Below are 21343 nucleotides of genomic sequence, written 5' to 3'. Positions count from 1 at the left end.
TGTGGCGGCCGGTGTCGGTTCAGACGGTGGCGGGTGCGGCCTGTTCGGCGAACTTCCGGTTGGCCAGGGTCTGTTCACGGTAGAGCCGGGGCAGGTCGGCGGTGGCGAGCAGGCGGTCGCAGGCGTCCAGGGACGCGCGCGCATCCCCGACCCAGTACGCCGTGATCGAGTACTCGAAGAGCAGCCCCCAGCGGTAGACCCAGGGCTCCGTGAACAGCCAGTCGTTCGGTTCGCCACGGTCCAGGCCGGCCCGGGCGAACGCGTGCGCGGCCTGGTACCGCCCCATCAGGCGCAGCCGGGACGAGAGCTGGTAGCAGGCCTCCAGTCGTTGAGGCCGGCTTTCCCAGGCCTGGAGCAGGGCGTCCATAGCCGAGGGCCAGTCGCCGGCGTCCGCGGTCAGCACGCCGACCTGGAGCAGCGCGTAGTAGACCTCCTCCGCCCAGCCGCCCATCCGCGCGCGCCGCCGGTACAGCTCGATCGCCTCGGCGGTGCGCCCGAGGTCGCGCATCGTCTGGGCGAGGTAGAAGACCGCGCGGGCGTTGCCGGGATCGCGCTCCAGGTCCTGCCGGAGCAGGCGGGCGTCCCGTTCGAACTTGTCGGCGCGCGAGCCGCCGTCGGCGAAGTGCTCGATGACCAGCGCGTCGAGGTCGGCGGTGCGGTCGTGCTGGTCCGTCGTCAGGTACTCGTGGGTCGAGCCCTCGTAGCGCCACTCGACGGTGCCGCTCACCAGCCGCTTGATCCGGTACTCCAGATCGGCGGGGTGGCGCAGCATGTAGGAGTCGGCCGTGAGCTCGGGCAGCGGGCCGTCCTGCCGCACGACCATGTCGGCGTCGATCAGCAGCAGGTAGTCGGCCTTGCCGCGGGCGTGGCGGATGTTGAGCGTCCGGTTGTGGCCGAAGTCCGTCCAGGCCTCCTCGTGCAGCTCGCCGGGGATCCCGGCCAGCGCACGGCGGATCAGCTCCTGGGTCCCGTCGGTGGATCCGGTGTCGGAGATCACCCAGGTGTCGACGAGGCCGCGCACCGACGCGAGGCAGCGTTCGATGACCGCCGCCTCGTCCTTGACGATCATGCACAGGCAGATGGTGGGCTTCCGGTCGCCGGAGCGGGACGGACCGGGGACGGGTGCACTGGGCGGGGAGCTGTCAGGTCGTGCCACAACGGCCTCTCGGGATGGGGGGCGGCGGGCTGCGGAGCCGAGCGCGGACCGGGTGCGACCGATCGTGCCGGCCCGGCCCGCGCATCGCGCTGGCGATGCTATTTCGGGCCCGCTCCGGTTCCGCGGTCCAACACGGTGTCAGGCCAACGGGGCCGGGCCATTCGTGTGGTCGCTGTGGGCCGGGCCGGTGACACTCCGGTCCGTCGCCGCCAGGAAGTGCCGTTCCCCGAGGTCAATGGCGGTCATCAGGCGGGGTCACTTCATCCTGCCGATCTCCGATGGACGAGGAGTACTGGGTGTCCTCACACCAAACGCAGATCCGGAAGGCCGCGGTGCCGAACCGCCGCAAACAGCGCGCCGCAGGTGCGGCGCTTCTCATCGCGGCCGTCGTGTCGACCAGCGGCACGGCCTTCGCCGGCGGGATGCACTTCCACTTCCCGCACCCGAGCCACCAGATGTACGGGAACCACGGCGAGGAGGGCTGTCCGCCGGACGAGCACGACTCGTGGGGCGGCGAGCAGTCCCCTGACGGCGGCGAGCAGGGGCCGGGTGGCAGTGAGCAGGGGCCGGACGGCGGTCTGCCGTCGGCCGACGGTGTCCACGACATGGTGCACCAGCTCGCCGGGTCGATGCTCCAGTCGGGCGCCCCGGGCCGGTCGTTCCGTGACGGCGGCGAAGACCACGGAGAGCACGGCGACCACGGCGAGCACGCCCACGACGGTCACCACGGCGACCACGGCCATGTGATCGAGTGCGTCGGCCCGACGGGTCCCACGGGCCCGACCGGCCCCGCCGGCGAGGGCGTCACGGGCCCGACCGGCCCGACTGGTCCTCCGGGTGAGGGCACCGGGGTCACGGGCCCGACGGGCCCCGCCGGCAACAACGGCAACACCGGCCCGGCCGGTCCTGCCGGCAACACCGGCGCCACCGGCAACACGGGTGCGGCCGGTCCGACGGGTCCTGCCGGTCCGAGCACCGGCGTTACGGGTCCGACGGGCCCCGCGGGCAACAACGGCAACACCGGGCCGGCCGGAAACACAGGCCCTGCGGGCAACACCGGTCCTGCGGGCAGCAACGGCAACACCGGCGCGGCGGGCCCGACGGGTCCTGCGGGTCCGAGCACCGGTGTTACGGGCCCGACGGGTCCTGCGGGTAACACTGGTCCTGCGGGCAGCAACGGCAACACCGGCGCGGCGGGCCCGACGGGTCCTGGGGGCCCGACCGGTCCTGCGGGCAGCAATGGCAACACCGGTCCTGCGGGCAACACGGGCCCTGCGGGCAACACCGGCCCGGCCGGTGCGACCGGCAACACGGGCCCCGCCGGCCCGTGCATGTCGATCGACTCGACGATCCACGGGATGGTGCTCTACACCGGCGTGGTCAAGAACGGCGCCGTCCAGGTCGGCAGCGCGCCGCTCAACGGTCCGAACGCCGACCACACCACCTGGTCGGCCACGCCGGCACTCCCCGTGGGCGCCGCCCCCGCCTGCGGTGTGGCTGTGGCCGACCACGGCAACACCATCGCCGTGGAGACCATCACCACCAACGGGACGGTGTACAGGACCTTCTGCGACTTCGCGACCGCAAGCGGTGCCACCCCCGTGAACTGTCATCCCCTTACCGGCACGTGGACGGCGATCTCCGACCAGCCCGCCAGGCTGCGCTCCGGTGCCCCGCCGTTCGGCGCCGAGGCACGGCTCCGCTCCGGATCTGCCGAGCGGCGCTCGATCAAGGTGGCCTGGGAGCCGTACGTCCGCCGTACCTCCTGATTTCCCCGGCTCCGCCGATCACCCCGACACGCCCGCCCCCGGCCACCGCGCCGGGGGCGGGCGTCGCCGTTCCGTCGCGCGCCTACGTCTGGACGATGACGAACTCGCCTTCGCCGACGGGTTCTTCGAAGGCGGCGTAGTAGCGTTCGAGGAGCTCGTCGGGGACGGTGACGCTGTTGGCGTCGCTGCGCCGGTTGCGGTGCGAGAGGCGGCGGCGGAGGGTTTCGAGGTCGGCCCGGAGACGGACGAGCTCCCACCGGCAGCCGTGGCTCTCGATCGCGGCCTTGTAGCGCTCGCGCGTGGCGCGGTTCCAGAAGCTGTAGTCGATGACGACGGGGCGCCTCGCCTCCATGAGACGGATCAGCTCGTCCCAAAGTCCCTTCTCGGCGGCGGACTTGAGCCGGTCGTACCCCGCCGGGTCGAGGTCGGCGGCGTCGCGGCCTCCGGTGCGGGTCCACACCACCTCGTCGATCGACAGGCGGGTGAACCCGCGGCGTTCGAGGACTCGCGCGTACGTGGTCTTGCCGGAGCCCGGGAGGCCGCACATCATCACGACCAGGCCGCGTTCCGTGCCGTCGAGGTGTGGCAGGACGTCCCGGTCATCGATGCGGGCGCCGGGGGAGGGGGTTCGCACGGGCGGTCCTCGTTTCCGCGGTCGATCATGAACGAGGTCAGTCTCCACCGCCCGGTGCCGATCGGGCAACGGACTTACTGCACACGCGTGTTCAGCCCGATCAGGGAGTCGTCGCGCCGGGTGTGCCGAGGACACGGGCGGTGAAGGCCGCCAGCTGTGCCCGCAGGTCTTTCCGGGGGGTCTGCCGCTCGCCCGCCAGGTGTTCGACGAGGTCCGCGCGGGTGGCGGCGAGCAGGGCGTGGGCGGTGAAGCCGGGGTCGGCCAGGCCCGGGAGCCGGTGCAGCAGGTCGCGGAGGAGGGTGTGCCACTGCTCGTAGTGGTCCGTCCGGTACGGGCTGTCGGCGCCGGTGCCCTCCAGGGCCAGCGCGAGGTGCCGGTTGTCGAGCTTGAAGCACAGCAGTGCGTCGAGGAGGGCGGGGACGCGCTCGGCGGGCGGGGTGGCGGGGCCCAGTGGCGGCGGGCCGGATTCGACGGCGGCCGCGAGGGGTTCGAGGCGCGCGCCGTAGAGGGCCCGGATGAGGCCGGTGCGGTCGCCGAAGGCGCGGAAGAGCGTGCCCTTGCCGACGCCGGCCGCGTCGGCGATGTCGGCCATGGTGACGTCCTCGGGGCTCAGGCAGTCGGCGAAGAGGGTGTCGGCGGCGGCGAGGGCGGCGGCCCGGTTGCGGGTCGCGTCCTTGCGGGGCTTGCGCTCGGGCACGGTCGTCCTCCGGTGGGTGGCAGGGGTCGGTTGCGAAGCGGACCGACGGTCCGTATCTTTCGGTGAAGCGGACCGCTGGTCCGTATCGTACGCGACGGAGGGACGAGACCCATGCCCGCGAACACCCGGCCGGCGGAGCTGTACCGCCACGGCCTGCGCCTGCTGCTGGACAAGGACATCGACGCCTGGGTCGGCCTGTGGGCCGAGGACGGCGTGATGGAGTTCCCCTTCGCGCCACCGGGCTGGCCGCGACGACTGGAGGGGAAGGAGGCCGTCGCGGACTACATGCGCGGCTACCCGGACCACATCGACCTGCGCGGCTTCCCCGACCTGCGGATCCACGAGACCGCCGACCCGGAGACCATTGTCGTGGAGATGCGGGCGGTGGGCCGCGTCGTGCAGGGCGGCGGCCCCTTCGAGATGACGTACATCGCCATCGTGACCGTCAGGGACGGACGGTTGGCCGTCTACCGCGACTACTGGAACCCGCTCGCCCTGCGACAGCCGGGCCTGGACTTCGCCGGGAGCGTCGCCCGATGACCGCCACCACCCTCGTCACCGGCGCGACCGGCACCACCGGCAGCCGGACGGTCGCGCGACTGCTCGCCGCCGGACACCGCGTCAGGGCCGCGTCCCGCCGCGCGACTCCGCTGCCCGGCGCGGAGCCGGTGCGCTTCGACTGGTACGAGCCCGCCACGTTCGAGGACGCCCTCGCCGGGGCGGACCGCGTCTACCTCGTGCCGCCCGTCGGCGAGCCCGACCCGGCGTCCGTCATGCTGCCGTTCCTCCGCCGGGCCCGCGCTGCGGGTGTGCGGCGGGCCGTGCTGCTCGGCTCGTCGGCCGTTCCGGAAGGCGGTCCGGCGGTGGGGGAGGTGCACCGGGCACTGCCCGGCCTGTTCGAGGAGTGGGCGGTGCTGCGGCCCTCGTGGTTCATGCAGAACTTCACGGGCGAGCACCTCCACGCCCACAGCATCCGCGAGGACGGCGTCATCCGTACGGCGGCCGGGGACGGGCGGGTCGGATTCGTCGACGCGGACGACATCGCCGCCGTGGCGGTCCACGCCCTCACCGACGACCGCGCGCCCGACGGCGACCTCGTCCTGACCGGCCCGGAGGCGCTGAGCTACGACGATGTCGCCGCGATCGTCGCCGAGGTCACCGGACGTCCGGTGGTCCACGACCACCTGACGCACGACGAGTTCCGGGACCACCTGGCCGCCGGGATGCCTCGCGAGTTCGCCGAGCTGCTCGCCGGCATGGACGGCGCGATCGCCGGGGGAGCGGAGGACCGCACGACCGACACCGTGCGGCGCCTGACCGGCCGCCCGCCGACCGGCTTCCGGACCGTCGCCGAACGGGAGTTGACGTGAGGGCGGTGATCCCGCGCCTCAGGCGCCTGCGGCGGGCTCCGTGAGCGCGCGCGTGGCCCGGCGGGCGGCGGCGAGGACGTCGCTCGGGTCCGTGGCGGTGGGCTTGGCGGCGAGCAGGGCCGCGCCGGCGGTGTCGAAGGCCATCACCAGCAGGAGTCGGTCCTGGGGGCCGGCGTCCTCGGGGGCGAGGAGGTCGATGACGCGGTCGAATGCCGCGCGGACGTCCTCGCCCTTCTGAGCCAGGCGCCGCATCAGGGGCTGGTTGGCGTGCGCGAGGAGCATCGCCTGGAGGTGCTGCGGGGTGGTGCCGTCCAGCCAGCGCAGCGCGGCCCGTCGCGGGAGGTCGGGCGTGCGCGGCTGGGCGGTGATCCACTCGACGAGTTCGTCCAGGTCGCGGCGGCGCTCGGACATCAGGCTCGCGACGATGTCCTCCTTGCTGCGGAAGTGGTAGTACAGCGACGACCGCGTGAGCCCGAGGGCCTCGGTGAGGTCCCGGGTGGTGGTGGCCTCGTAGCCCTTCTCGGTGAACAGCCGTAGCGCGACGCGCAGGATCTCGGCGCGCGTCTCGGCGCCGGAGCGCCGCTCGGTTCCGCTGGTGGGGGCCATGGTCTTCCTCTCCTTCGTCGCAGCGGTCCCATCCTATCCACTTACCGAGCGCCCGCTCGGCTCTTGCTTACCGAGCGCCCGCTCGGCTACCGTCACTTACCGAGCGCCCGTTCAGTAAGTGGCTGAACGGGTGGCCGTCCGCCATGAGCGAAGGAGATCCCCATGGAGACCACGAAGGCCCCGACGAGCAGGCCCCGCATCGCCGTCATCGGCGCGGGGCCCGCCGGACTGACCTGCGCCCGGGTGCTGCAACTGCGCGGCATCGAGGTCACGGTGTACGACGCCGACGCGTCCGTCGACGCCCGCGACCCCGGCGGCACCCTCGACCTGCACGCCGACTCCGGGCAGATCGCGCTGGAGGACGCCGGGCTGATGGAGGCGTTCGCCGAACTCGCCCGGCCCGAGGGGCAGGCCAAGCTCCGGCTCGACCACCGCGGCGCCGTGCTCGCCTCGTTCGTCCCCGACGAGGGGGACGTCGCGGCGCCCGAGATCGACCGCGGCGAGCTGCGCGCGATGCTCGCCGCCCACGTCGAGCCCGGGACCGTGCGCTGGGGCCACAAGCTCGTCGCGGCGGTGCCGCTGGGGGAGGGGCGGCACCGGCTGGAGTTCGCGGACGGCGCCTCGGCCGAGGCGGACCTGGTGATCGGGGCCGACGGCGCGTGGTCCCGGGTGCGGCCGCTCGTCAGCGACGCGGTGCCCCGGTACAGCGGGGTGACGTTCCTCGAAGTCCGCTTCGACGACGTCGAGCGCCGCCACCCCCGGGTCGCCGAACTCGTCGGTGACGGGCACGTGTTCGCGAACAACGGCAACGGTCAGGCGATCATCGTCCAGCGCAACGGCGGCGACCGCGTCCGCGGCTACGTCGGCATCCGCGCCGCCCTCGACTGGCACGTCGCCGCCGGTGTCGACCCGGCCGACGCCGAAGCCGTCCGGGGCTTCCTGCGGGCGGAATTCAACGACTGGGCCGAGGAGTTGCTGCTCCTCGTGACGGACGGCGACGGCGGCTGCGTCAACCGGCCGCTCCACGCCCTGCCCGCCCCGCTCGCCTGGGAGCACGTCCCCGGCGTGACGCTCGTCGGCGACGCGGCCCACCTCATGTCGCCCTTCGGCGGCCACGGTGCGAACCTCGCCATGCTCGACGCGGCCGAACTGGCCCGCGCGATAGCCGAGGAGCCCACGCTCGACGCCGCCGTCATCCGGTACGAGACGGCCATGTTCGCCCGCTCCGGCCCGCTCGCCGTCGGCGCCAACGAGGCGCTGGAGCGGTTCTTCGCCTCGGGCTCCTACATCCCGGACCACGCCGCCGAGCACCAGGAGTACCAGCGTGCCGCGGCGGCGTACCGCGACCGCCAGGCTGATTAACCGTCCGCTTCCCCGCCGAGGCGCTGGAGCAGGTCGAGCAGGGTGGCGCGGTCCCCGGGCGGCAGGGGGGCGAAGCACTCGGCGAGCACCTCGTCGGCGACCCGGTGCCCGGCGGCGAGGACCTGCTCGCCGGCCGGGGTGAGGTGGTGCTCGATGCGCCGCCCGTGCCCCGGCCGGCGCTCCACCAGGCCCTGGGCCGTCAGGCGGCCGGCGAGCGTGCCGAAGGCCTGCTCGCTCTGGAAGGTCGCCGCGGCGAGCGCGCGGGCGGACGCCCCGGGCGAGCGGCCGATCGCCCGCAGGGCGTCCCACTGGGCCAGCGTCGTACCGACGGTGGCCAGGGCGGTGTCGAGCGCCCGGTGCTGCCGGTACTGCGCCTGCTTGACCGCTCGTCCGAGAACCTGCAGCTCACCATGCATGGGGCGAGTCTAGGCCGGGTCCGCCCGATAACCAAGCTAGCTTATATAAAGATATTTAGTTACCCTGGGGCCATGACCCTCTTCCACACCACCGTCATGTACGGCGACCTTCCCCTCACCCTCTCCGAGGCCGGCCGCGGCAGGCCGGTCCTGCTGCTGCACGGCGGCGGAGGCCCGCACACGGTGGCGGGCCTCGCCGAGCACCTCTCCCGCAGCGCGCACACCATCGCGCCGACGCACCCCGGCTGGAACGGCACCCCCCGCCCCGACTGGCTGGCCGGCGTCGACGACCTCGCCCTCTTCTACCTCCGCATGCTGCACGAGCGGGGGCTGGAGGACGTCCTGGTCGTCGGCTCCTCACTGGGCGGCTGGACGGCGGCAGAGATGGCCGCGCTCGACACCACCGGGATCGTCACCGGCGTCGTCCTGATCAACGCCGTCGGCGTGCGGATCGAGGGCGAGCCGATCACCGACTTCTTCGCCCTCGACGCCCGCGCCGCCGCCGAACACTCCTGGCACGACCCCGACCGCTTCTTCGTCGACCCGGCCGGCCTCTCCGCCGACCAGGTCGCCGCCCACCAGGCCAACATCGCCACCATGCGCGTCCTCGCCGCCGACCCCTACATGCACGACCCCAAGCTGCTCCACCGCCTCCCGCGCGTCGAGGTGCCCGCCCTCGTGCTGTGGGGCGAGAGCGACCGCGTCGTCACCCCGGCCTACGGCGCGGCGTACGCGGACGCCTTCGGCGACGGGCGCTTCGAGCTCATCGCCGGGGCGGGCCACCTCCCGCAGATCGAACAGCCGGAGGCGACCTTCGCCCTGATCGACGCCCACCTGCACGGTGGGGAGTGACCTACGTCAACGCGCGGTCCAGGAGGGGGAGCAGCTGCTCCCAGTGGCGCTTCAGGCCGTCCGGATCGAAGGCCGAGGTGTCGGACATCGTGAAGCCGTGGACGGTGCCGGGGTAGATCTCGGAGGTGTACGTGAGGCCGGCCGCGTCCAGGGCCCGGTTGAGCTCGGCGAGGGCCTCGGGGGTCAGGTCGCTCGCGGCGTGGCCGAGGTGGACCTCGGCGGTGATGGCCGACAGGAGGCGGTGCAGGCCGTCCGGCCCCTCGGCGACCACCGGGCCGTGGAATCCGGCGACGGCGGCGACCTGCCCGGGGTGGGCCGAGGCGGTGCGCAGCGCGAGGAGGCCGCCGAAGCAGTAGCCGGTCACGGCGACCGGTCCGGCGGCGACCTCGGGCCGGGCGGTGAGGAAGCGGACGAAGGCGTCGGCGTCACGGAGCGTCAGTTCCGTCGTGTGCGCCCGGACCAGGGGCATCAACTGCCCGACGATTCCGTCCCGGGCGTCGTCGTCGATGTACTCGGGGAGCTCGACGACGGGCGACGGGCCCTGCCGGTAGAAGAAGTTGGGCACGAGCACGTAGTAGCCGTGCCCGGCCAGCTCGCGGGCCATCTCCTGGATCACCGGGCGGATGCCGAAGGCGTCCGGGTACATGAGCACCCCGGGATGCGGCCCGTCCTGCTCGGGGAAGGCGGCGAAGGCGTCGGCCCGGCCGTCGGGGGTGGGGATCAGCGGTGTCGCGGTACGGGTGGGCATGGAGTCTCCTGTCGTGGTCGGTGCTTCGAACCCGAGGTCGAACACGACGGAGGAGGGGCCCGCGCGCAAGAGCCGGGCCTTCGATCGAACTGTGGGCCCGTACCGGCCCGTCCGGCGCTCAGCGGAGCGCCGGGGCAGCAATCCGTGTGTGGCGCAAGGCCGTCCCGGTAGTCATCGCCGACAACCCTAGTGCGCCGGGCGCTGCCGATCCACTGATCGGGGACGGTCGTCGGATGCCTCCCGGTCGGTGACCACCGACCGTACCGCGGTGCCCGGACGGTACGGAACACCCGTACTGTCCGGGCGGGGAAGACCGCAGGAGTCCGACGGCAGCCGGAAGCTAGCTAATCGTGGATCCCGGGCGTTGGGCGGGCAGGCCGCTGCGTTCGTTCTGGAGGTCCCACAATTCGCGGAAGCGGCCGCCCTTCTCGGCCACCAGCTGGGTGAAGGTGCCCTCCTGGAGGACCTTGCCGTCCTCCAGGACGACGATGCGGTCGGCGACGGCCACGTTCGTGAGCCGGTGCGTGACGAGGACGACCGCCCGCTCCTGCGCGACGGCGCGCAGGTTGCGGAAGATGCGGTGCTCGGCGCGCGGGTCGAGGGCGGCGGTGGGTTCGTCGAGGACCAGGAGGCCGGCCTCGCGGTGGAAGGCGCGGGCGATCGCGAGGCGCTGCCACTGGCCGCCGGAGAGTTCCTCGCCGCCCATCCACTCGACGGCCAGGAGCGTGGACAGGCCCCGGCGGAGCTTGGCGACGACCTCGGCCGCGCCGGAGGCCTCGGCGGCGCGCAGCACGGCGGCGTCGCCGTCGGCGGCGGGCTGGCCGAGGGTGATGTTGTCGCGGCAGGTGAGCGGCCACCGGGCGTAGTCCTGGGGGACGACGGCGACCTGGTGCCACAGGGCGTGCGGGTCGAGGTCGCGAGTGTCGTGGCCGTCCCACCGCACGGATCCGGCGGTGGGCAGGTAGAGGCCGGACAGGAGTTTGGCGAGGGTGGTCTTGCCGGAGCCGTTCTCGCCGACGAGGGCCAGGATCTCGCCGCGTTCGACGTGCAGGTTCACGCCGTCGAGCGCCGTGCGTTCGGAGGAGGGGTAGGCGTAGCGGAGGTCCTCGACGGCGATGCGGCGCGGGGGCTCCGGCACCCGGTCGCCGCGCCGGGGGCGGTGGCCGCCGGCGGTGTCGAGGAAGGTGGACCAGTCGTCGAGGTACATGCCGGTGCGGAACAGGTCGGCGCCGTAGCCGACGATGCCGTGCAGGCTGGTGCCGACCGCGCCGAGCGCGAACACCGCCGCGCCGCCCTGGGGGAGGCCCATGCGGCCGGTGCTGACGAGCCAGAGCATCGCCGCCCACACGAGGGCGGTGCCGAGCCCGGTGGCGGCGGCGCCGAGCACCGAGACGCGGGCGCTCTGCAGTGCGGCCCGGCGGGAGGTGGCGTCGAGGCGGCGGCCGACGTGCTCGTACTTCTCGAGCAGGAAGTCGCCCATGGTGTCGGAGCGGATCTGGTCGGCGTTGCGTTTGACGTGGATGTACCAGCGCAGGTTGGCCATGATCCGGCGGTCGCCGATGGTGGCCCGGTTCGCGAGGAACTGGACCCGGGCGGCGCGCACCGACGCGAAGCCCTGCGGCAGCGCGGCGAGCACCAGCAGCGGGAGCAGGAGGGGGTGGAGGACGGTGAGGACGCCGGCGGCGCCGATGAGCGAGGCGACGGAGGCGATCAGGTTCTGCGCCTCGCCGACGATGTCGACGCACACGTCGGCGCCGCGGTCGGCGGCGTCCAGTTCGTCGTTGTAGCCGGCGGTGTCGTAGGCGGTGAGCTCGGCGGCGACGGTGGCGCGCAGGACGGCCGCCTCGGCCTCGCGGGAGATGCGCGGGGAGAGGTGGATGGTGATGGTGCGGATCGTGATGCCGAGCAGCGAGCGGGCGCCGGCCGCGGCCGCGATCACCAGGATCGACGGCGCGGCGTGCGCGAGCTTGTCACCCACCCGGCCGGGGCCGAACAGGGCGGCGATGGTGCCGGTCGTGGCGAGCAGGCCGGTCGCGCCGAGCACGGCGGAGAGGACCTGGCAGGCGAGGAGCAGGGCGACGGAGAACCGGTCGATGCGCCAGCCGAGGCGGAAGGCGCGGACGACGAGCGTGGGCAGGCGGCGGGCCATCGCGCCGACGCTGATCGCCTCGATGGTCTCGATGCGGCGGCGGTCGGCCAGCCACGTGAGTTCCTCGTCGGCGTCGTCGGGGGCGTTGACGCCGTCGGCGGACCGCTGGGTCGGGGCGCTCATGCTCCCACCTCGCGGGGGTCGTTGAACACCGGGGTAGGGGGATTCACCACAGCTCCTCCAGGCGCGTGAACGGACGTGCGGAGCCGTCGCCGGGCAGCCCAAGTAGAGCCCAAATGGGCAAAGGGACAACGGAGTTGAGGCTGCACGGCGGGCGGCGGAGGTCCGATGATGGTGCTGTTCGAGCCCGTCGTTCAAGCGATTTGCTCCCGGGCGAGCCCGGGTCGAACGGGGTGTTTTCGAGCACCCGGCGGGAGGCCCGTGGAGCGGCGGGAAGCCGGGCGCGCAAGGCGCGGAGACGTCGGCGGGGGAGGTCGGACGGCGCCGCGGACCCGATGCCGGATTCACTCGTTCGGCTGGTCGTGCGGCGCGCGCGGGGGCCCCGAACGCCACCGGGCCTGCCGTCCGTGGACGACAGGCCCGGTGGCGGTTCCCGGTCGGTCAGCCGATGCCGAACCAGCCGAGGACGGTCTGGCCCAGCAGGATCGTCGACATGAGTGCGACGCCGACGACCGCGACGGTGGCCACGACGCGGTAGCGGGGGCTGTTGGCCGCGTCGCCGAGGACGGACCGGCGGTTGGTGAGCACCAGGAGGTAGACCAGCACGATCGGGCTGATCAGGCCCTGGAGCACCTGGGTGCCGATCAGCAGCTGGATGAGGTCCACCGGGGTCAGCGCCACGATGGCGCCGAGCGCGATCTGGGCGGTGAACAGCCCGAGGAACAGCGGCGCGTCGCGGAAGCTGCGCGACACGGAGCGCTCGACGCCCGCGGCCTCGCCGATCGCGTAGCTGGCGGAGAGCGGCACCACGGCGCCGGCCAGGGCGGAGGCGCCCATCAGCCCGAAGGCGAACAGCAGCTCGGCGCCGTGCCCGGCGACCGGCTTGAGCGCCTCGGCGGCCTCGGAGGCGGACTCCAGCGGGCCGGTGCCGCCGATCGCCGAGGCGGTCGCGATGATGATCGTCAGGCTGATCACGCACGCGAACACCGCGCCGAGCACGGCGTCCGCCCGGATCAGCTTGTAGTCGGCCGGCTTGGCACCGCGGTCGACGACGCCGGCCGCCGCGTAGAACTGCATGTACGGGCTGACGGTCGTGCCGATCAGCGCGACGGCCAGCAGGATGAAGTCCTTGCTGGGCTCCAGGTGCGGGACGACCAGGTGCTCGCCGACCTGCCCCCAGTCCGGGTGGCCCATGACCATGGCGACGGGGTAGGCGAAGAACGCCAGCGACATCACCAGGAAGATGCGCTCGGCCCACTTGTACGAGCCGAACAGCACCAGCGACCAGAGCAGGACGGCGGCCGGCGGGATGACCGCCCACTTGGGCACCCCGAGCAGTTCGAAGGCCGCGCCGATCCCGGCGAACTCGCTGACGACCAGCCCGGTGTTGGCCAGCAGCAGGCAGAACACGGCGAGCGCGGTGAGCCGCAGGCTGAACTGCTCGCGGATGAGCGCGCCCAGGCCCTTGCCGGTGTGCGCGCCGAGCCGGACGGCCATCTCCTGCACCATCACCAGGGCGATGGTGACGAGCACCATGAAGAACAGCGTCCCGTAGGTGAACTGGGAGCCGGCGCTGGCGTAGGTGGCGATGCCGGCGGCGTCGTTGCCGGCGTTGGCCGCGACCAGCCCGGGACCGGCCACCATCGCGACGGCGGCGATCCGGCGGAAGCCTCTTCGGCGTCCGGGCGAGGGCGCGGACGACCGCGGCTCGGCCGGCGCGGCCGCGGACGCGTCGGCGCCGGGGCGGGTGTCGAGGTCGCGGGTCACTTGAGGAGCCTCCGGAAGTGCAGGCGCCCGCGCTCGGGGAGCAGCGAGTCGAGGATGTCGTCGGCCAGGACCCGGCCGAGGGGGCGGTCGGTGTCGTCGACCACGAGCAGGGAGGTGGCGCGGGCCGCGACCAGGTGGTGGGCTGCCTCGGCGAGGCGGGTGTCGGGGCGGACGGTCACCGGCGGGCCGAACTGGGCCCGCCAGGCGACCAGGTCGGCGATCACGGTGGTGTCCTCGGCGACGGCGAGGTCGAACAGCGGGATGTCGCCGACCAGGACGCCGTCGTCGTCGAGGACGGTCACCGCGTCGATGTCGGTGCGGTGTTCGGCCTGCGCGGCGAGTTCGGCCCGCACCTCGCCGACGGTCTGGGCGGACTCGGCGGTGACGAGCAGGGTGGTCATCGCGCCGCCGGCCGTGCCCTCGCGGTGGGTGAGCAGGGAGCGCAGCTCGGCGGCCTCGGGCTCGGGCATCCGGGCCAGCAGGTTCTCGCGCTCGCCCGGGTTGAGGTCGCGCAGGGCGTCGGCGGCTTCGTCCGGCTCCATCTCGTCGACCAGCCGGGCGGCGTGCTCGGGCGGCGCCTCGCGCAGGAGGTTCTCCAGCTCGGCGGGCTCCATCTCCTCCAGGGCGTCCGCCGCGTGCTCCGGCTCCAGCCAGCCGAGCAGCTGCTGGCGCTCGTGGCGGCCGAGGTCCTCCAGGATGTCGGCGAGGTCGGCCGGGCGCAGCCGGTGCAGCGCGGAGCGGGAGGCGCGCAGCCGCACCTCGGCGGGGCCGTGGGTGGCCTGCTCGCCGAAGGGGGCGACGGACTGCCAGTCCAGGACGCCGTCCGGGGTGGGGCGGATCTGCCAGCGGCGCGGGCCGAGGCGGCGCAGGAGGGTGGGCAGCGAGACGTCGACGCCGACCAGGACGGTGCGGGCGGCGAGCGGGGCGAGGTAGAGGTCGGCGGCGCGGGTGACCTGGACGCCGTCGACGTCGACGAGCTGGTGGTCCATCACGTCACGGGCGAGCAGCACCTCGCCGGGCCTGCGGTTGAACTCGCGCAGGTCGACGCGGGAGGTGCGCAGCCGCACTCCGCAGGTGTGGATCCGCTCGACGGCGGTCGCCGCGATGAACGCGCGGCGCCGGCCTATGCGGATGATCAGGCCGGTGACGGGCGGGTAGGGCTCCGGCCCGTAGAGGCGGGCGACGACGTCGACGACGCGGCCCACCTCCTCGCCGGCCTGGTTGGTGACCGGGCCGCCGACCAGCCCGGCGAGCGAGACGAGCGACGAGCGGACGGCCTTGGTGACGGTGGTGCGGCGCTCGGCTTCGACCGTGCGGTCGCGAAGGCGCGCCGTGGCGGACGAGAACAGCGTGGTGGTGGCCATGGAGAAACCCCCCTTGCCCCGGCAGGACGGGACATCGGGCCGCCCGGTGGCATGGCGCTGCCAACCTTGACCGCAGGGCTCACCGGGCGCGCGCAGGGGCCTCCCGCGTCACGTGGACGCGAGGGGGGAAGCGGAGCGGACCCGGCAGGTCAGGGAAGGAGGAGCCGCCTGGAGCAGCGGAAGAAGGACGGCGGGAACGAAACGGTGAAGGGCCGACTATGGCCAGGACTTCCGTCCATCACGCCCCCTCCCGATCTCGGCCGCGATCCGGCGCCGCGGCGGCATGGCAGGGCGGACGGACGTCACCGCCCGATGCACCCCAACTCGTCAGAGCTTTGGCACTCCACGGCGTGTCCCCGGCCGGTTCGGGCGGGGAAGCCACTTGGGGTCACCCCTTGGGCCGGGGAGACCTGTCCTGATCCGGAGCGTCTCTCGACGGGTGGGATCAGTGGCCTGTGTCCGTGAAGACGCCTCACCGAACGAGGTGTCTTTTCGAATCCTTGACAGGATAGGGCCTTGCCATCCCTCCGGCATAACCCTTGACCTGAGCTTGACCCCGCCCCGACCAGCGGGGGAGCCGCCGGGCGCGCGTCGGGGCGCGCGCGAGCGGAGGCGTACGCGGGGGCCGGGAAGGCGAGAGGACCCGGGAGCGTAGCCTGCTCCCGGGCCCCTGTGTGCCGCCCAATTGCTCACACCGGCACGTTTAAGGGCCGCGGATCAGATTGAAACCGACGCGTTCTGCCGTTGAACTACCGTGCCACGGAGCGGCACAGGCAGGACTTGAACCTGCATTCGTCGATGTTCGTCCGCACCCGGTCGATCCGGTGTTCGGCGGCGAATGCTGAGACTGGAGCGAGAGTCTGAGTTTGACGGGGCCCGCCTCTGCCTGGCTTGGGCTACCCCGGCCGGTGGTGCCGGGGGGAGGATTTGAACCTCCACTGTGACCCCTGGGTCAGCTTCAACATCAGTGTCAGCTTTTTCGCACCGCGCGAGCGCCCCCATCCGGTCTCCCGGAGGGTTCTCGGCGCCGTTCGGTGCACCCGCCCGGCTCCCCGGACGGGTGATCAGGAGGCTACCTGAACAGGTAGCCGAAGACGGCGTCGCCCACGCGCTGGTCGGTGACCTCCACGGCGTTGGCCTCCTCGCGGGCGAACTTGACCGCCTGCTGGAGCTTCTCCACCCGTTCGGCGAGCTCGTTCACGCGCCGGGCGGGCAGGGCGCCGGAGAACTTGACGGTCGTCCAGTACCCGACCGGGACGTCCTCGTAGTAGACCTCGACCTGGGCCGGGTGCTTCTCGGTGGCCTCGGCCTTGACGTGGTTGCGCGGCACCTTCTTGGTCCGGATGGTGCGCACCGGTTCGGTCTTCCACGAGTCGGTGGACGGGTCGAGGTTCCACGACTCGGAGGCGTCCAGCACCGGGAGCTTGCGCACGAAGGTGAACAGGTCGGTGAGCTGCTTCTCCAGGAAGAGCAGGTACGGGACGGGCACCTGGGCGAGCAGCACCTGGCCGTCCACCACCACGTCGGCGCGGGCACCGAGGTTGGCCCAGTCCTTGGTGGCCGTCACGTCGAACAGCCGGGTGAGGGTCGTCGAGGTGGACCGCAGGATGTCCTCGGCCTTGAGCTGCACCCGGGTCGACTCCGGCGGCAGCTGCTCGCCCTCCTCGTCCTTGGGCTGGTAGGTGCGGGAGATCCCGGCCAGCAGCGCGGGCTTCTGCAGGTCCTGGTGGGCCTGGGTCAGCTCCTGGAAGGACTTGGACTTGACGCCTTTTTCGACGGCGATGATCTGGTTCAGCTTTGCCACGTCGAGGACGCTAGCAGTCCCGAACTGGTGCGCGATACCCAATTTATGACCAAGCGGCTTCCCGCGGACCGGGCCGTGCCGGCGGGCCCGGACGGATAGGCCCGGACCGACGGGTCTGTACCGCGGCGTGTCCGGGGACAGCGGCACGCCACTAAGGTATGGGCCCGTGACAGCATCGAACGGGGCAGTCGTCGGGGGTCGGTACCGGCTCCACGACCTCATCGGGCAGGGCGGCATGGGCCGCGTGTGGCGGGGGCGCGACGAGACCCTCGGGCGGGACGTCGCCGTGAAGGAGGTGCTCCTGCCGGCCGGCGTCGACGACGAGCACCGCGAGCAGCTCCTCCAGCGCACGCTGCGCGAAGCGCTCGCCGCCGCGCGGCTCAACCACCCGGGCATCATCACCGTGCACGACGTGGTCGAGCACGAGGGCGCGCCCGTGATCGTCATGGAGTACGTGACCGGCGCCTCGCTCGCCGCGCTGCTCGGCCGGGACGGCGCGCTGCCGACGCGGCGGGTGGCCGAGATCGGCGTCGCGATGCTCAAGGCGCTCCAGCAGGCGCACGCGGCGGGGATCGTCCACCGCGATCTCAAGCCGGACAACGTCCTGCTGATGGACGAGCGCGTCATCCTCACCGACTTCGGCATCGCGCACATGGCCGACGCGACGACCGCGCTCACCCGGACCGGCGCCGTCATCGGCACTCCCGCCTACATGGCCCCCGAGCAGTTGGAGGGCAAACCGCCGACGCCCGCCAACGACCTGTGGTCGCTCGGCGCGACGCTGTACGCGGCCGTGGAGGGCCAAGCGCCGTTCCACGCCGACACGTTCAGCGCGCTGTGCATCGCCGTCGTCACCCAGCCGCCGCGTCCGACCCAGCGGGCCGGTGCCCTCGCGCCGGTGCTCGCCGGGCTGCTCACCAAGGACCCGGCGCAGCGGCTGACGGCCGAACAGGCCATCGCGGCGCTGGAGTCGGTGATCCGGGGTGAGCCGGCCCCGGTCGTCCCGCCGCCGACCCGGGTCGACGCGCCGCCGCAGCCGCCGCAGCCGCCGGGCTTCGGGCCGGCCCTGGGCTACCCGCCGCCGTCCGGGGAGCCGCTGCGGTCGGTGCTCGGCACGTTCCCGCACCAAACGCCGACGCCCGACGGCGGCTTCGCGCCGCACCAGCAGACCGCGCCCCATTCGCCAGGTGCCGACGGGGTCCTCGCTGCTCCCCGGGGCAATCCGGTCGTGGCCCGGCTGGTGCAGTTCGGCGGCACCATGGCGGTGCTCTGGGCCCTCGGCCTGGCGGCGCCGTGGAACTTCGTGGGGCAGTTCTCGCCCTCCTACTACCTGCCCTTGATCGTGGCCACGGCCGTGTTCTCGCTCGTGCACGCGCTGCCCCGGCCTCGCTTCCACCCCGGGCTGGTGTGGGCCCTCTTCCTCGTCCTCGACGTGGCGCTGTTCTACGGGAACACGTACATCGAATCCCAGGGGTTCCGGGGCATGCTCGGCTACAGCCGGGCCCCGGACATGCTCCTGCTGAACGCGCTGATCGTCGCCACCGCCGGCTGGCTCCTCTGGTGGAAGGCCCCCGGCAGCCGTCGCTCCTGACGCCGGGCCGGGGCCGGACCGAGGCTGGACCGGACGAAGATCATCCGGGCGTAGGCTCTTCGCGGACGACAAGGCAAGAGAGGCAGACATGGGCCAGAAGATCATCCGGTTCTCGGACCTGACCGGCGAGCACGTGGAGAACGACGACGACCTGGTGCGCATCGTGGTCCACCGGCACCCCGGTCTGACGGACGGGCCGGTCGAGATCGAGGCGCTCGCAGGTGAGCTGGTGGCGGTGGAGGAGCTGGCGCTCGACCTGGTGACGATCGAGCTCCACCTCCCGGGCTCGGACGAGCCCCGGACGGTCGTCATGGAGGCCGGGGCGTTCGACCGGCTGGCCTCGGCGGCGCCGATGGCCGAGGTGCTGCGCGGCGCCAAGCCGGTCGCCCGGTCCGTCCCGAGCCAGAGCGCGGCGTCGCTCGCCGTCAAGGAGAAGGTCAACTACGCGAGCCTGGAGAACGCCGGCCGCCCGCACAAGGGCCGTACGACCGACGCCGAGAAGCAGGTCGTCCAGGAGCACCTGGAGGAGATCAACGAGCGCCTCGCCACTGAGGGCGTCCGGACGATCGACCTGGCCAACTCGGAGCACGTCAGCCGCTACGGCCTGGAAGCCCTGGCCCGGGCGATCGGCGTGACCCAGGACTGACGGCGGTGCGGTGGGGCCCCGGGTGCGAGGACGGCGTCCGGGGCCCCTGTCGTTGCCCTCCGGTTCAGCCGTGAGGGTGACGGGTGCCGTTCGGCTCGCGTCGTGGACTCGGGGGCGGACGGTGGCCCCTAGCGTGACCGGTGACCGGGGGATCCATGGAGCGCGAGAGGTGCGGTTGATGCTGCGTAGGTTGGCAGTTGCGGCGGTGGTGTGCGGTGCGGTGGCCGGGATGCTCGGTGCGGCGGGCCCGGTGGAACGGCCGAGGCTCGCCCCGGGGTCCATTGTGGTGATCCAGGAGGACCCCGACGCGGCGGCACCGGGGGGCATGACGACGGTGCACGGGATCGTCGCCAACGAGACGGCGAAGGCCGCGCCGGCGCTCGTCGTCAAAATCACGATGCCGCCCGGGGCAGTCCCGGAGGAGCCCTTCTTCCCGAGGACGTGCAAGCGGCACAAGAGCGACAAGATCTGGACGGTGACCTGCACGTTCGAGGCAGGCCTGGAGTCGGAGCGGACGGCGACCGCGCTCGTGCCGGTGCGGATCCCGAATGACGCCTCGGAGCCGCTGACCGGTGGGCGGGTGTCGGTCACGAGCCCCGACGACCCGAGCGTGAACAGCTCGGAGCCGTTCACCATCCAGGTCGCCTTTGACGAGCCGACCGGCTGACCGGCTGACCGGCCGACCGGCTGGGCCCGGTGCGGCCCGGCCGGTACGTGTGGCCGTCGGGCCCTTCGGGCACCGTTCGGGATCCGACCGGCGGAAGGCGATCGGCTAGCGTCGGCCCATGGACATGGAGACCCCGCACCAGGCGCTGCCCGAGCACGAGTTGGTGGCCACCAGCAGCACCGTCGTCTACCGGAACCGCTGGATGACCGTCCGCGAGGACAGGACCCTGCGCCACGACGGTGCCGAGGGCCTCTACGGGGTCGTGGAGAAGCCGGACTTCGCGCTCGTCGTCCCGTACGCCGACGGCGGCTTCCACCTCGTCGAGCAGTACCGGTACACCGTGAAGGGCCGTTACTGGGAGTTCCCGCAAGGCTCTTGGGAGGACGAGCCGCACGCGGACCCGCTCGCCCTCGCCCGCGGTGAACTCGCCGAGGAGACGGGGCTGAGGGCCGGCACCATGACGCCGCTGGGGCACCTGTACGAGGCGTACGGGTACTGCGACCAGGGTTTCCACGTCCTCCTGGCCACGGACCTCACCGCCGGGGATCCGAATCTGGAGGAGACGGAGGCGGGGCTGGTCAGCCGCTGGTTCTCCGAGGCTGAGGTGTGGCGACTCATCGCCGAGGGCTCCTTCAAGGACGCGGCGTCCATCGCCGCCCTGGCGTTGTTCCAGCGCCATCGCGGCGCGTGACGTGCCGGGTCCGCGGACGGCGGGACCGTCCGCGGACCCGGGTTTCGCGTCAGTTGACGGTGACCGCCGGGCTGCCGGTGGCGGTGGTGTCGGTGACGGGCCCGAAGGTGGCGGAGAAGTAGCCGTCGCCCGGGCAGAGCGAGGAGCCGTCGCTCTTGGCGAAGTGCTCGTTGGTGAAGGTCAGGCTGTGGGCGCCGTTGTCGGCGTTGCCGGTGAAGCTGCCGCTGAGCTGGTAGGTGCAGGTGATCGTGCCGAACCAGGTGTCGAGCACGGCGCTGGCCTGGATCGGCCCGGCCGCGCCGCCGACGAGGGTGAGCGGGAGGCCCGCGCCGTCGTCGACGGACAGGGTGAAGGGCAGGTTGCCGACGGTCAGGCTCTCGACGTTCGTGACGCCGGTGACATTGGCCGTGCACGAGTCGAAGGTGAGCCCGGTGAAGGACTCCGTCGCCGTGCCGGGTGCGGCGGGGTTGGTCAGGACGGTGGCCGAGAGCTGGGACGTCGCACAGGTGACGCCGGTGGTGCTGGTGGCGGTCGAGTAGAAGGTGGCGCTGGTGTTGGCGGCGAGCGGCGCGACGAGCGCGTCGCCCACGGCGACGGCGGTGGTTCCGGCACTGTCGGTGGTCAACACGGCTGCCGCGTCGGCTATTTGATCCGGTGCCTGGGCGGCGGACGCGGGAATCGCGCCCAGGACGACCGCGGCGACGGCGGCGGTGGCGGCGAGGTGGCGGCGAAGGCGCATGGGAAAGCCTCTTCCTCGGTGAGGGGGATCGAGAAGACGAACTTTCGCTGCGCCCGGAGGGTGGGGATCCGGGCGGCTGCCTACGTTCTAGGCCTGTGGCAGTGCACCGTCAAGGCAGTGGGCGGCAGTTGCTGACATTTCGTCAGCAAGAGCAGGTTCGCGGCGGACGAGTGGGCCTGGGCGGCGGCCGGGCCC

The 21343-nt window shown here is 72.8% G+C and carries 20 protein-coding genes and 1 riboswitch; of the genes, 9 read left to right on the top strand and 11 right to left on the bottom strand.

Going from position 1 to position 21343, the window contains the following annotated elements; translation table 11 throughout:
- Positions 1 to 19: 19 nt before the first annotated feature.
- Positions 20 to 1069, bottom strand: coding sequence for a glycosyltransferase (locus ACFVU9_RS01620; protein WP_387588865.1), 1050 nt, complete (start codon positions 1067 to 1069; stop codon positions 20 to 22).
- 383 nt (positions 1070 to 1452) lie between these two features.
- Between ACFVU9_RS01620 and ACFVU9_RS01615 the strand changes: the two genes are divergently transcribed.
- Entirely contained in the window at positions 1453 to 2925 is a 1473-nt protein-coding gene (locus ACFVU9_RS01615; protein ID WP_387588863.1) for a hypothetical protein, read from the top strand.
- A gap of 82 nt (positions 2926 to 3007) precedes the next feature.
- Here ACFVU9_RS01615 and ACFVU9_RS01610 read toward each other — a convergent pair whose 3' ends face one another.
- Both ACFVU9_RS01610 and ACFVU9_RS01605 read right to left on the bottom strand, forming a co-directional pair.
- On the bottom strand, positions 3008 to 3559 hold the full coding sequence (locus tag ACFVU9_RS01610; protein WP_380501369.1) for an AAA family ATPase: 552 nt from the start codon (positions 3557 to 3559) through the stop codon (positions 3008 to 3010).
- 100 nt (positions 3560 to 3659) lie between these two features.
- Positions 3660 to 4256, bottom strand: a complete 597-nt coding sequence (locus tag ACFVU9_RS01605; RefSeq protein WP_387588861.1) for a TetR/AcrR family transcriptional regulator — start codon at positions 4254 to 4256, stop codon at positions 3660 to 3662.
- A 111-nt stretch (positions 4257 to 4367) separates the two neighbouring features.
- Here ACFVU9_RS01605 and ACFVU9_RS01600 point away from each other — a divergent pair, with 111 nt between their 5' ends.
- Positions 4368 to 4796 carry a nuclear transport factor 2 family protein gene (locus ACFVU9_RS01600; protein ID WP_387588859.1) on the top strand — a complete coding sequence of 143 codons (429 nt, stop codon included), beginning with the start codon at positions 4368 to 4370 and terminating at the stop codon, positions 4794 to 4796.
- Positions 4793 to 5626 (top strand): NAD(P)H-binding protein, encoded by an 834-nt coding sequence (locus ACFVU9_RS01595; protein ID WP_387588857.1) that lies wholly within the window; start codon positions 4793 to 4795, stop codon positions 5624 to 5626. The genes ACFVU9_RS01600 and ACFVU9_RS01595 overlap by 4 nt, the downstream gene beginning before the upstream one ends.
- Before the next feature lie 18 nt (positions 5627 to 5644).
- Here ACFVU9_RS01595 and ACFVU9_RS01590 read toward each other — a convergent pair whose 3' ends face one another.
- On the bottom strand, positions 5645 to 6232 hold the full coding sequence (locus ACFVU9_RS01590) for a TetR/AcrR family transcriptional regulator (RefSeq protein ID WP_380447507.1): 588 nt from the start codon (positions 6230 to 6232) through the stop codon (positions 5645 to 5647).
- 162 nt (positions 6233 to 6394) lie between these two features.
- Between ACFVU9_RS01590 and ACFVU9_RS01585 the strand changes: the two genes are divergently transcribed.
- Positions 6395 to 7594 (top strand): FAD-dependent oxidoreductase, encoded by a 1200-nt coding sequence (locus ACFVU9_RS01585; RefSeq protein ID WP_387588855.1) that lies wholly within the window; start codon positions 6395 to 6397, stop codon positions 7592 to 7594.
- Here ACFVU9_RS01585 and ACFVU9_RS01580 read toward each other — a convergent pair.
- Positions 7591 to 8010 carry a MarR family winged helix-turn-helix transcriptional regulator gene (locus ACFVU9_RS01580; protein WP_387588853.1) on the bottom strand — a complete coding sequence of 140 codons (420 nt, stop codon included), beginning with the start codon at positions 8008 to 8010 and terminating at the stop codon, positions 7591 to 7593. The genes ACFVU9_RS01585 and ACFVU9_RS01580 overlap by 4 nt on opposite strands.
- 72 nt (positions 8011 to 8082) lie before the next feature.
- On the opposite strand from ACFVU9_RS01580, the gene ACFVU9_RS01575 reads away from it, so the two are divergent.
- Positions 8083 to 8862, top strand: coding sequence for an alpha/beta fold hydrolase (locus ACFVU9_RS01575; protein ID WP_387588851.1), 780 nt, complete (start codon positions 8083 to 8085; stop codon positions 8860 to 8862).
- 1 nt (position 8863) lies between these two features.
- Here ACFVU9_RS01575 and ACFVU9_RS01570 read toward each other — a convergent pair whose 3' ends face one another.
- From ACFVU9_RS01570 to ACFVU9_RS01550, 5 genes are all read right to left on the bottom strand, one after another.
- Positions 8864 to 9610: a dienelactone hydrolase family protein gene (locus tag ACFVU9_RS01570; protein ID WP_387588849.1), complete on the bottom strand. Its 747-nt coding sequence runs from the start codon at positions 9608 to 9610 to the stop codon at positions 8864 to 8866.
- Between the two features lie 340 nt (positions 9611 to 9950).
- On the bottom strand, positions 9951 to 11882 hold the full coding sequence (locus tag ACFVU9_RS01565; RefSeq protein ID WP_387588847.1) for an ABC transporter ATP-binding protein: 1932 nt from the start codon (positions 11880 to 11882) through the stop codon (positions 9951 to 9953).
- Between the two features lie 438 nt (positions 11883 to 12320).
- Positions 12321 to 13646 (bottom strand): NRAMP family divalent metal transporter, encoded by a 1326-nt coding sequence (locus ACFVU9_RS01560; protein ID WP_380501385.1) that lies wholly within the window; start codon positions 13644 to 13646, stop codon positions 12321 to 12323.
- The gene (locus ACFVU9_RS01555; protein ID WP_380495190.1) at positions 13643 to 15010 is read right to left on the bottom strand and encodes a magnesium transporter MgtE N-terminal domain-containing protein; all 1368 of its coding nucleotides are present in this window, start codon (positions 15008 to 15010) and stop codon (positions 13643 to 13645) included. The genes ACFVU9_RS01560 and ACFVU9_RS01555 overlap by 4 nt, the downstream gene beginning before the upstream one ends.
- A 311-nt stretch (positions 15011 to 15321) precedes the next feature.
- Positions 15322 to 15501, bottom strand: a riboswitch (M-box (ykoK) riboswitch).
- A gap of 581 nt (positions 15502 to 16082) precedes the next feature.
- On the bottom strand, positions 16083 to 16814 hold the full coding sequence (locus tag ACFVU9_RS01550) for a hypothetical protein (RefSeq protein ID WP_380448125.1): 732 nt from the start codon (positions 16812 to 16814) through the stop codon (positions 16083 to 16085).
- Between the two features lie 166 nt (positions 16815 to 16980).
- Here ACFVU9_RS01550 and ACFVU9_RS01545 point away from each other — a divergent pair, with 166 nt between their 5' ends.
- From ACFVU9_RS01545 to ACFVU9_RS01530, 4 genes are all read left to right on the top strand, one after another.
- On the top strand, positions 16981 to 18405 hold the full coding sequence (locus tag ACFVU9_RS01545; protein WP_387588844.1) for a serine/threonine-protein kinase: 1425 nt from the start codon (positions 16981 to 16983) through the stop codon (positions 18403 to 18405).
- A gap of 88 nt (positions 18406 to 18493) precedes the next feature.
- On the top strand, positions 18494 to 19051 hold the full coding sequence (locus tag ACFVU9_RS01540) for a hypothetical protein (protein WP_387588842.1): 558 nt from the start codon (positions 18494 to 18496) through the stop codon (positions 19049 to 19051).
- A gap of 133 nt (positions 19052 to 19184) precedes the next feature.
- Positions 19185 to 19718 (top strand): hypothetical protein, encoded by a 534-nt coding sequence (locus tag ACFVU9_RS01535; protein ID WP_387588840.1) that lies wholly within the window; start codon positions 19185 to 19187, stop codon positions 19716 to 19718.
- Positions 19719 to 19836: 118 nt separating this feature from the next.
- Positions 19837 to 20409, top strand: a complete 573-nt coding sequence (locus tag ACFVU9_RS01530; RefSeq protein ID WP_380501391.1) for an NUDIX domain-containing protein — start codon at positions 19837 to 19839, stop codon at positions 20407 to 20409.
- A gap of 49 nt (positions 20410 to 20458) precedes the next feature.
- On the opposite strand, the gene ACFVU9_RS01525 is transcribed toward ACFVU9_RS01530, so the two are convergent.
- Positions 20459 to 21148 carry a Tat pathway signal sequence domain protein gene (locus tag ACFVU9_RS01525; protein ID WP_380448135.1) on the bottom strand — a complete coding sequence of 230 codons (690 nt, stop codon included), beginning with the start codon at positions 21146 to 21148 and terminating at the stop codon, positions 20459 to 20461.
- Positions 21149 to 21343: the final 195 nt, after the last annotated feature.

Source organism: Kitasatospora sp. NPDC057936 (assembly GCF_042887525.1).
In the GTDB taxonomy this organism is placed as follows: Bacteria; Actinomycetota; Actinomycetes; order Streptomycetales; family Streptomycetaceae; genus Kitasatospora.
The sequence above is the reverse complement of the archived record's forward strand: the minus strand, read 5'-3'. Positions and strand labels throughout refer to the sequence as shown.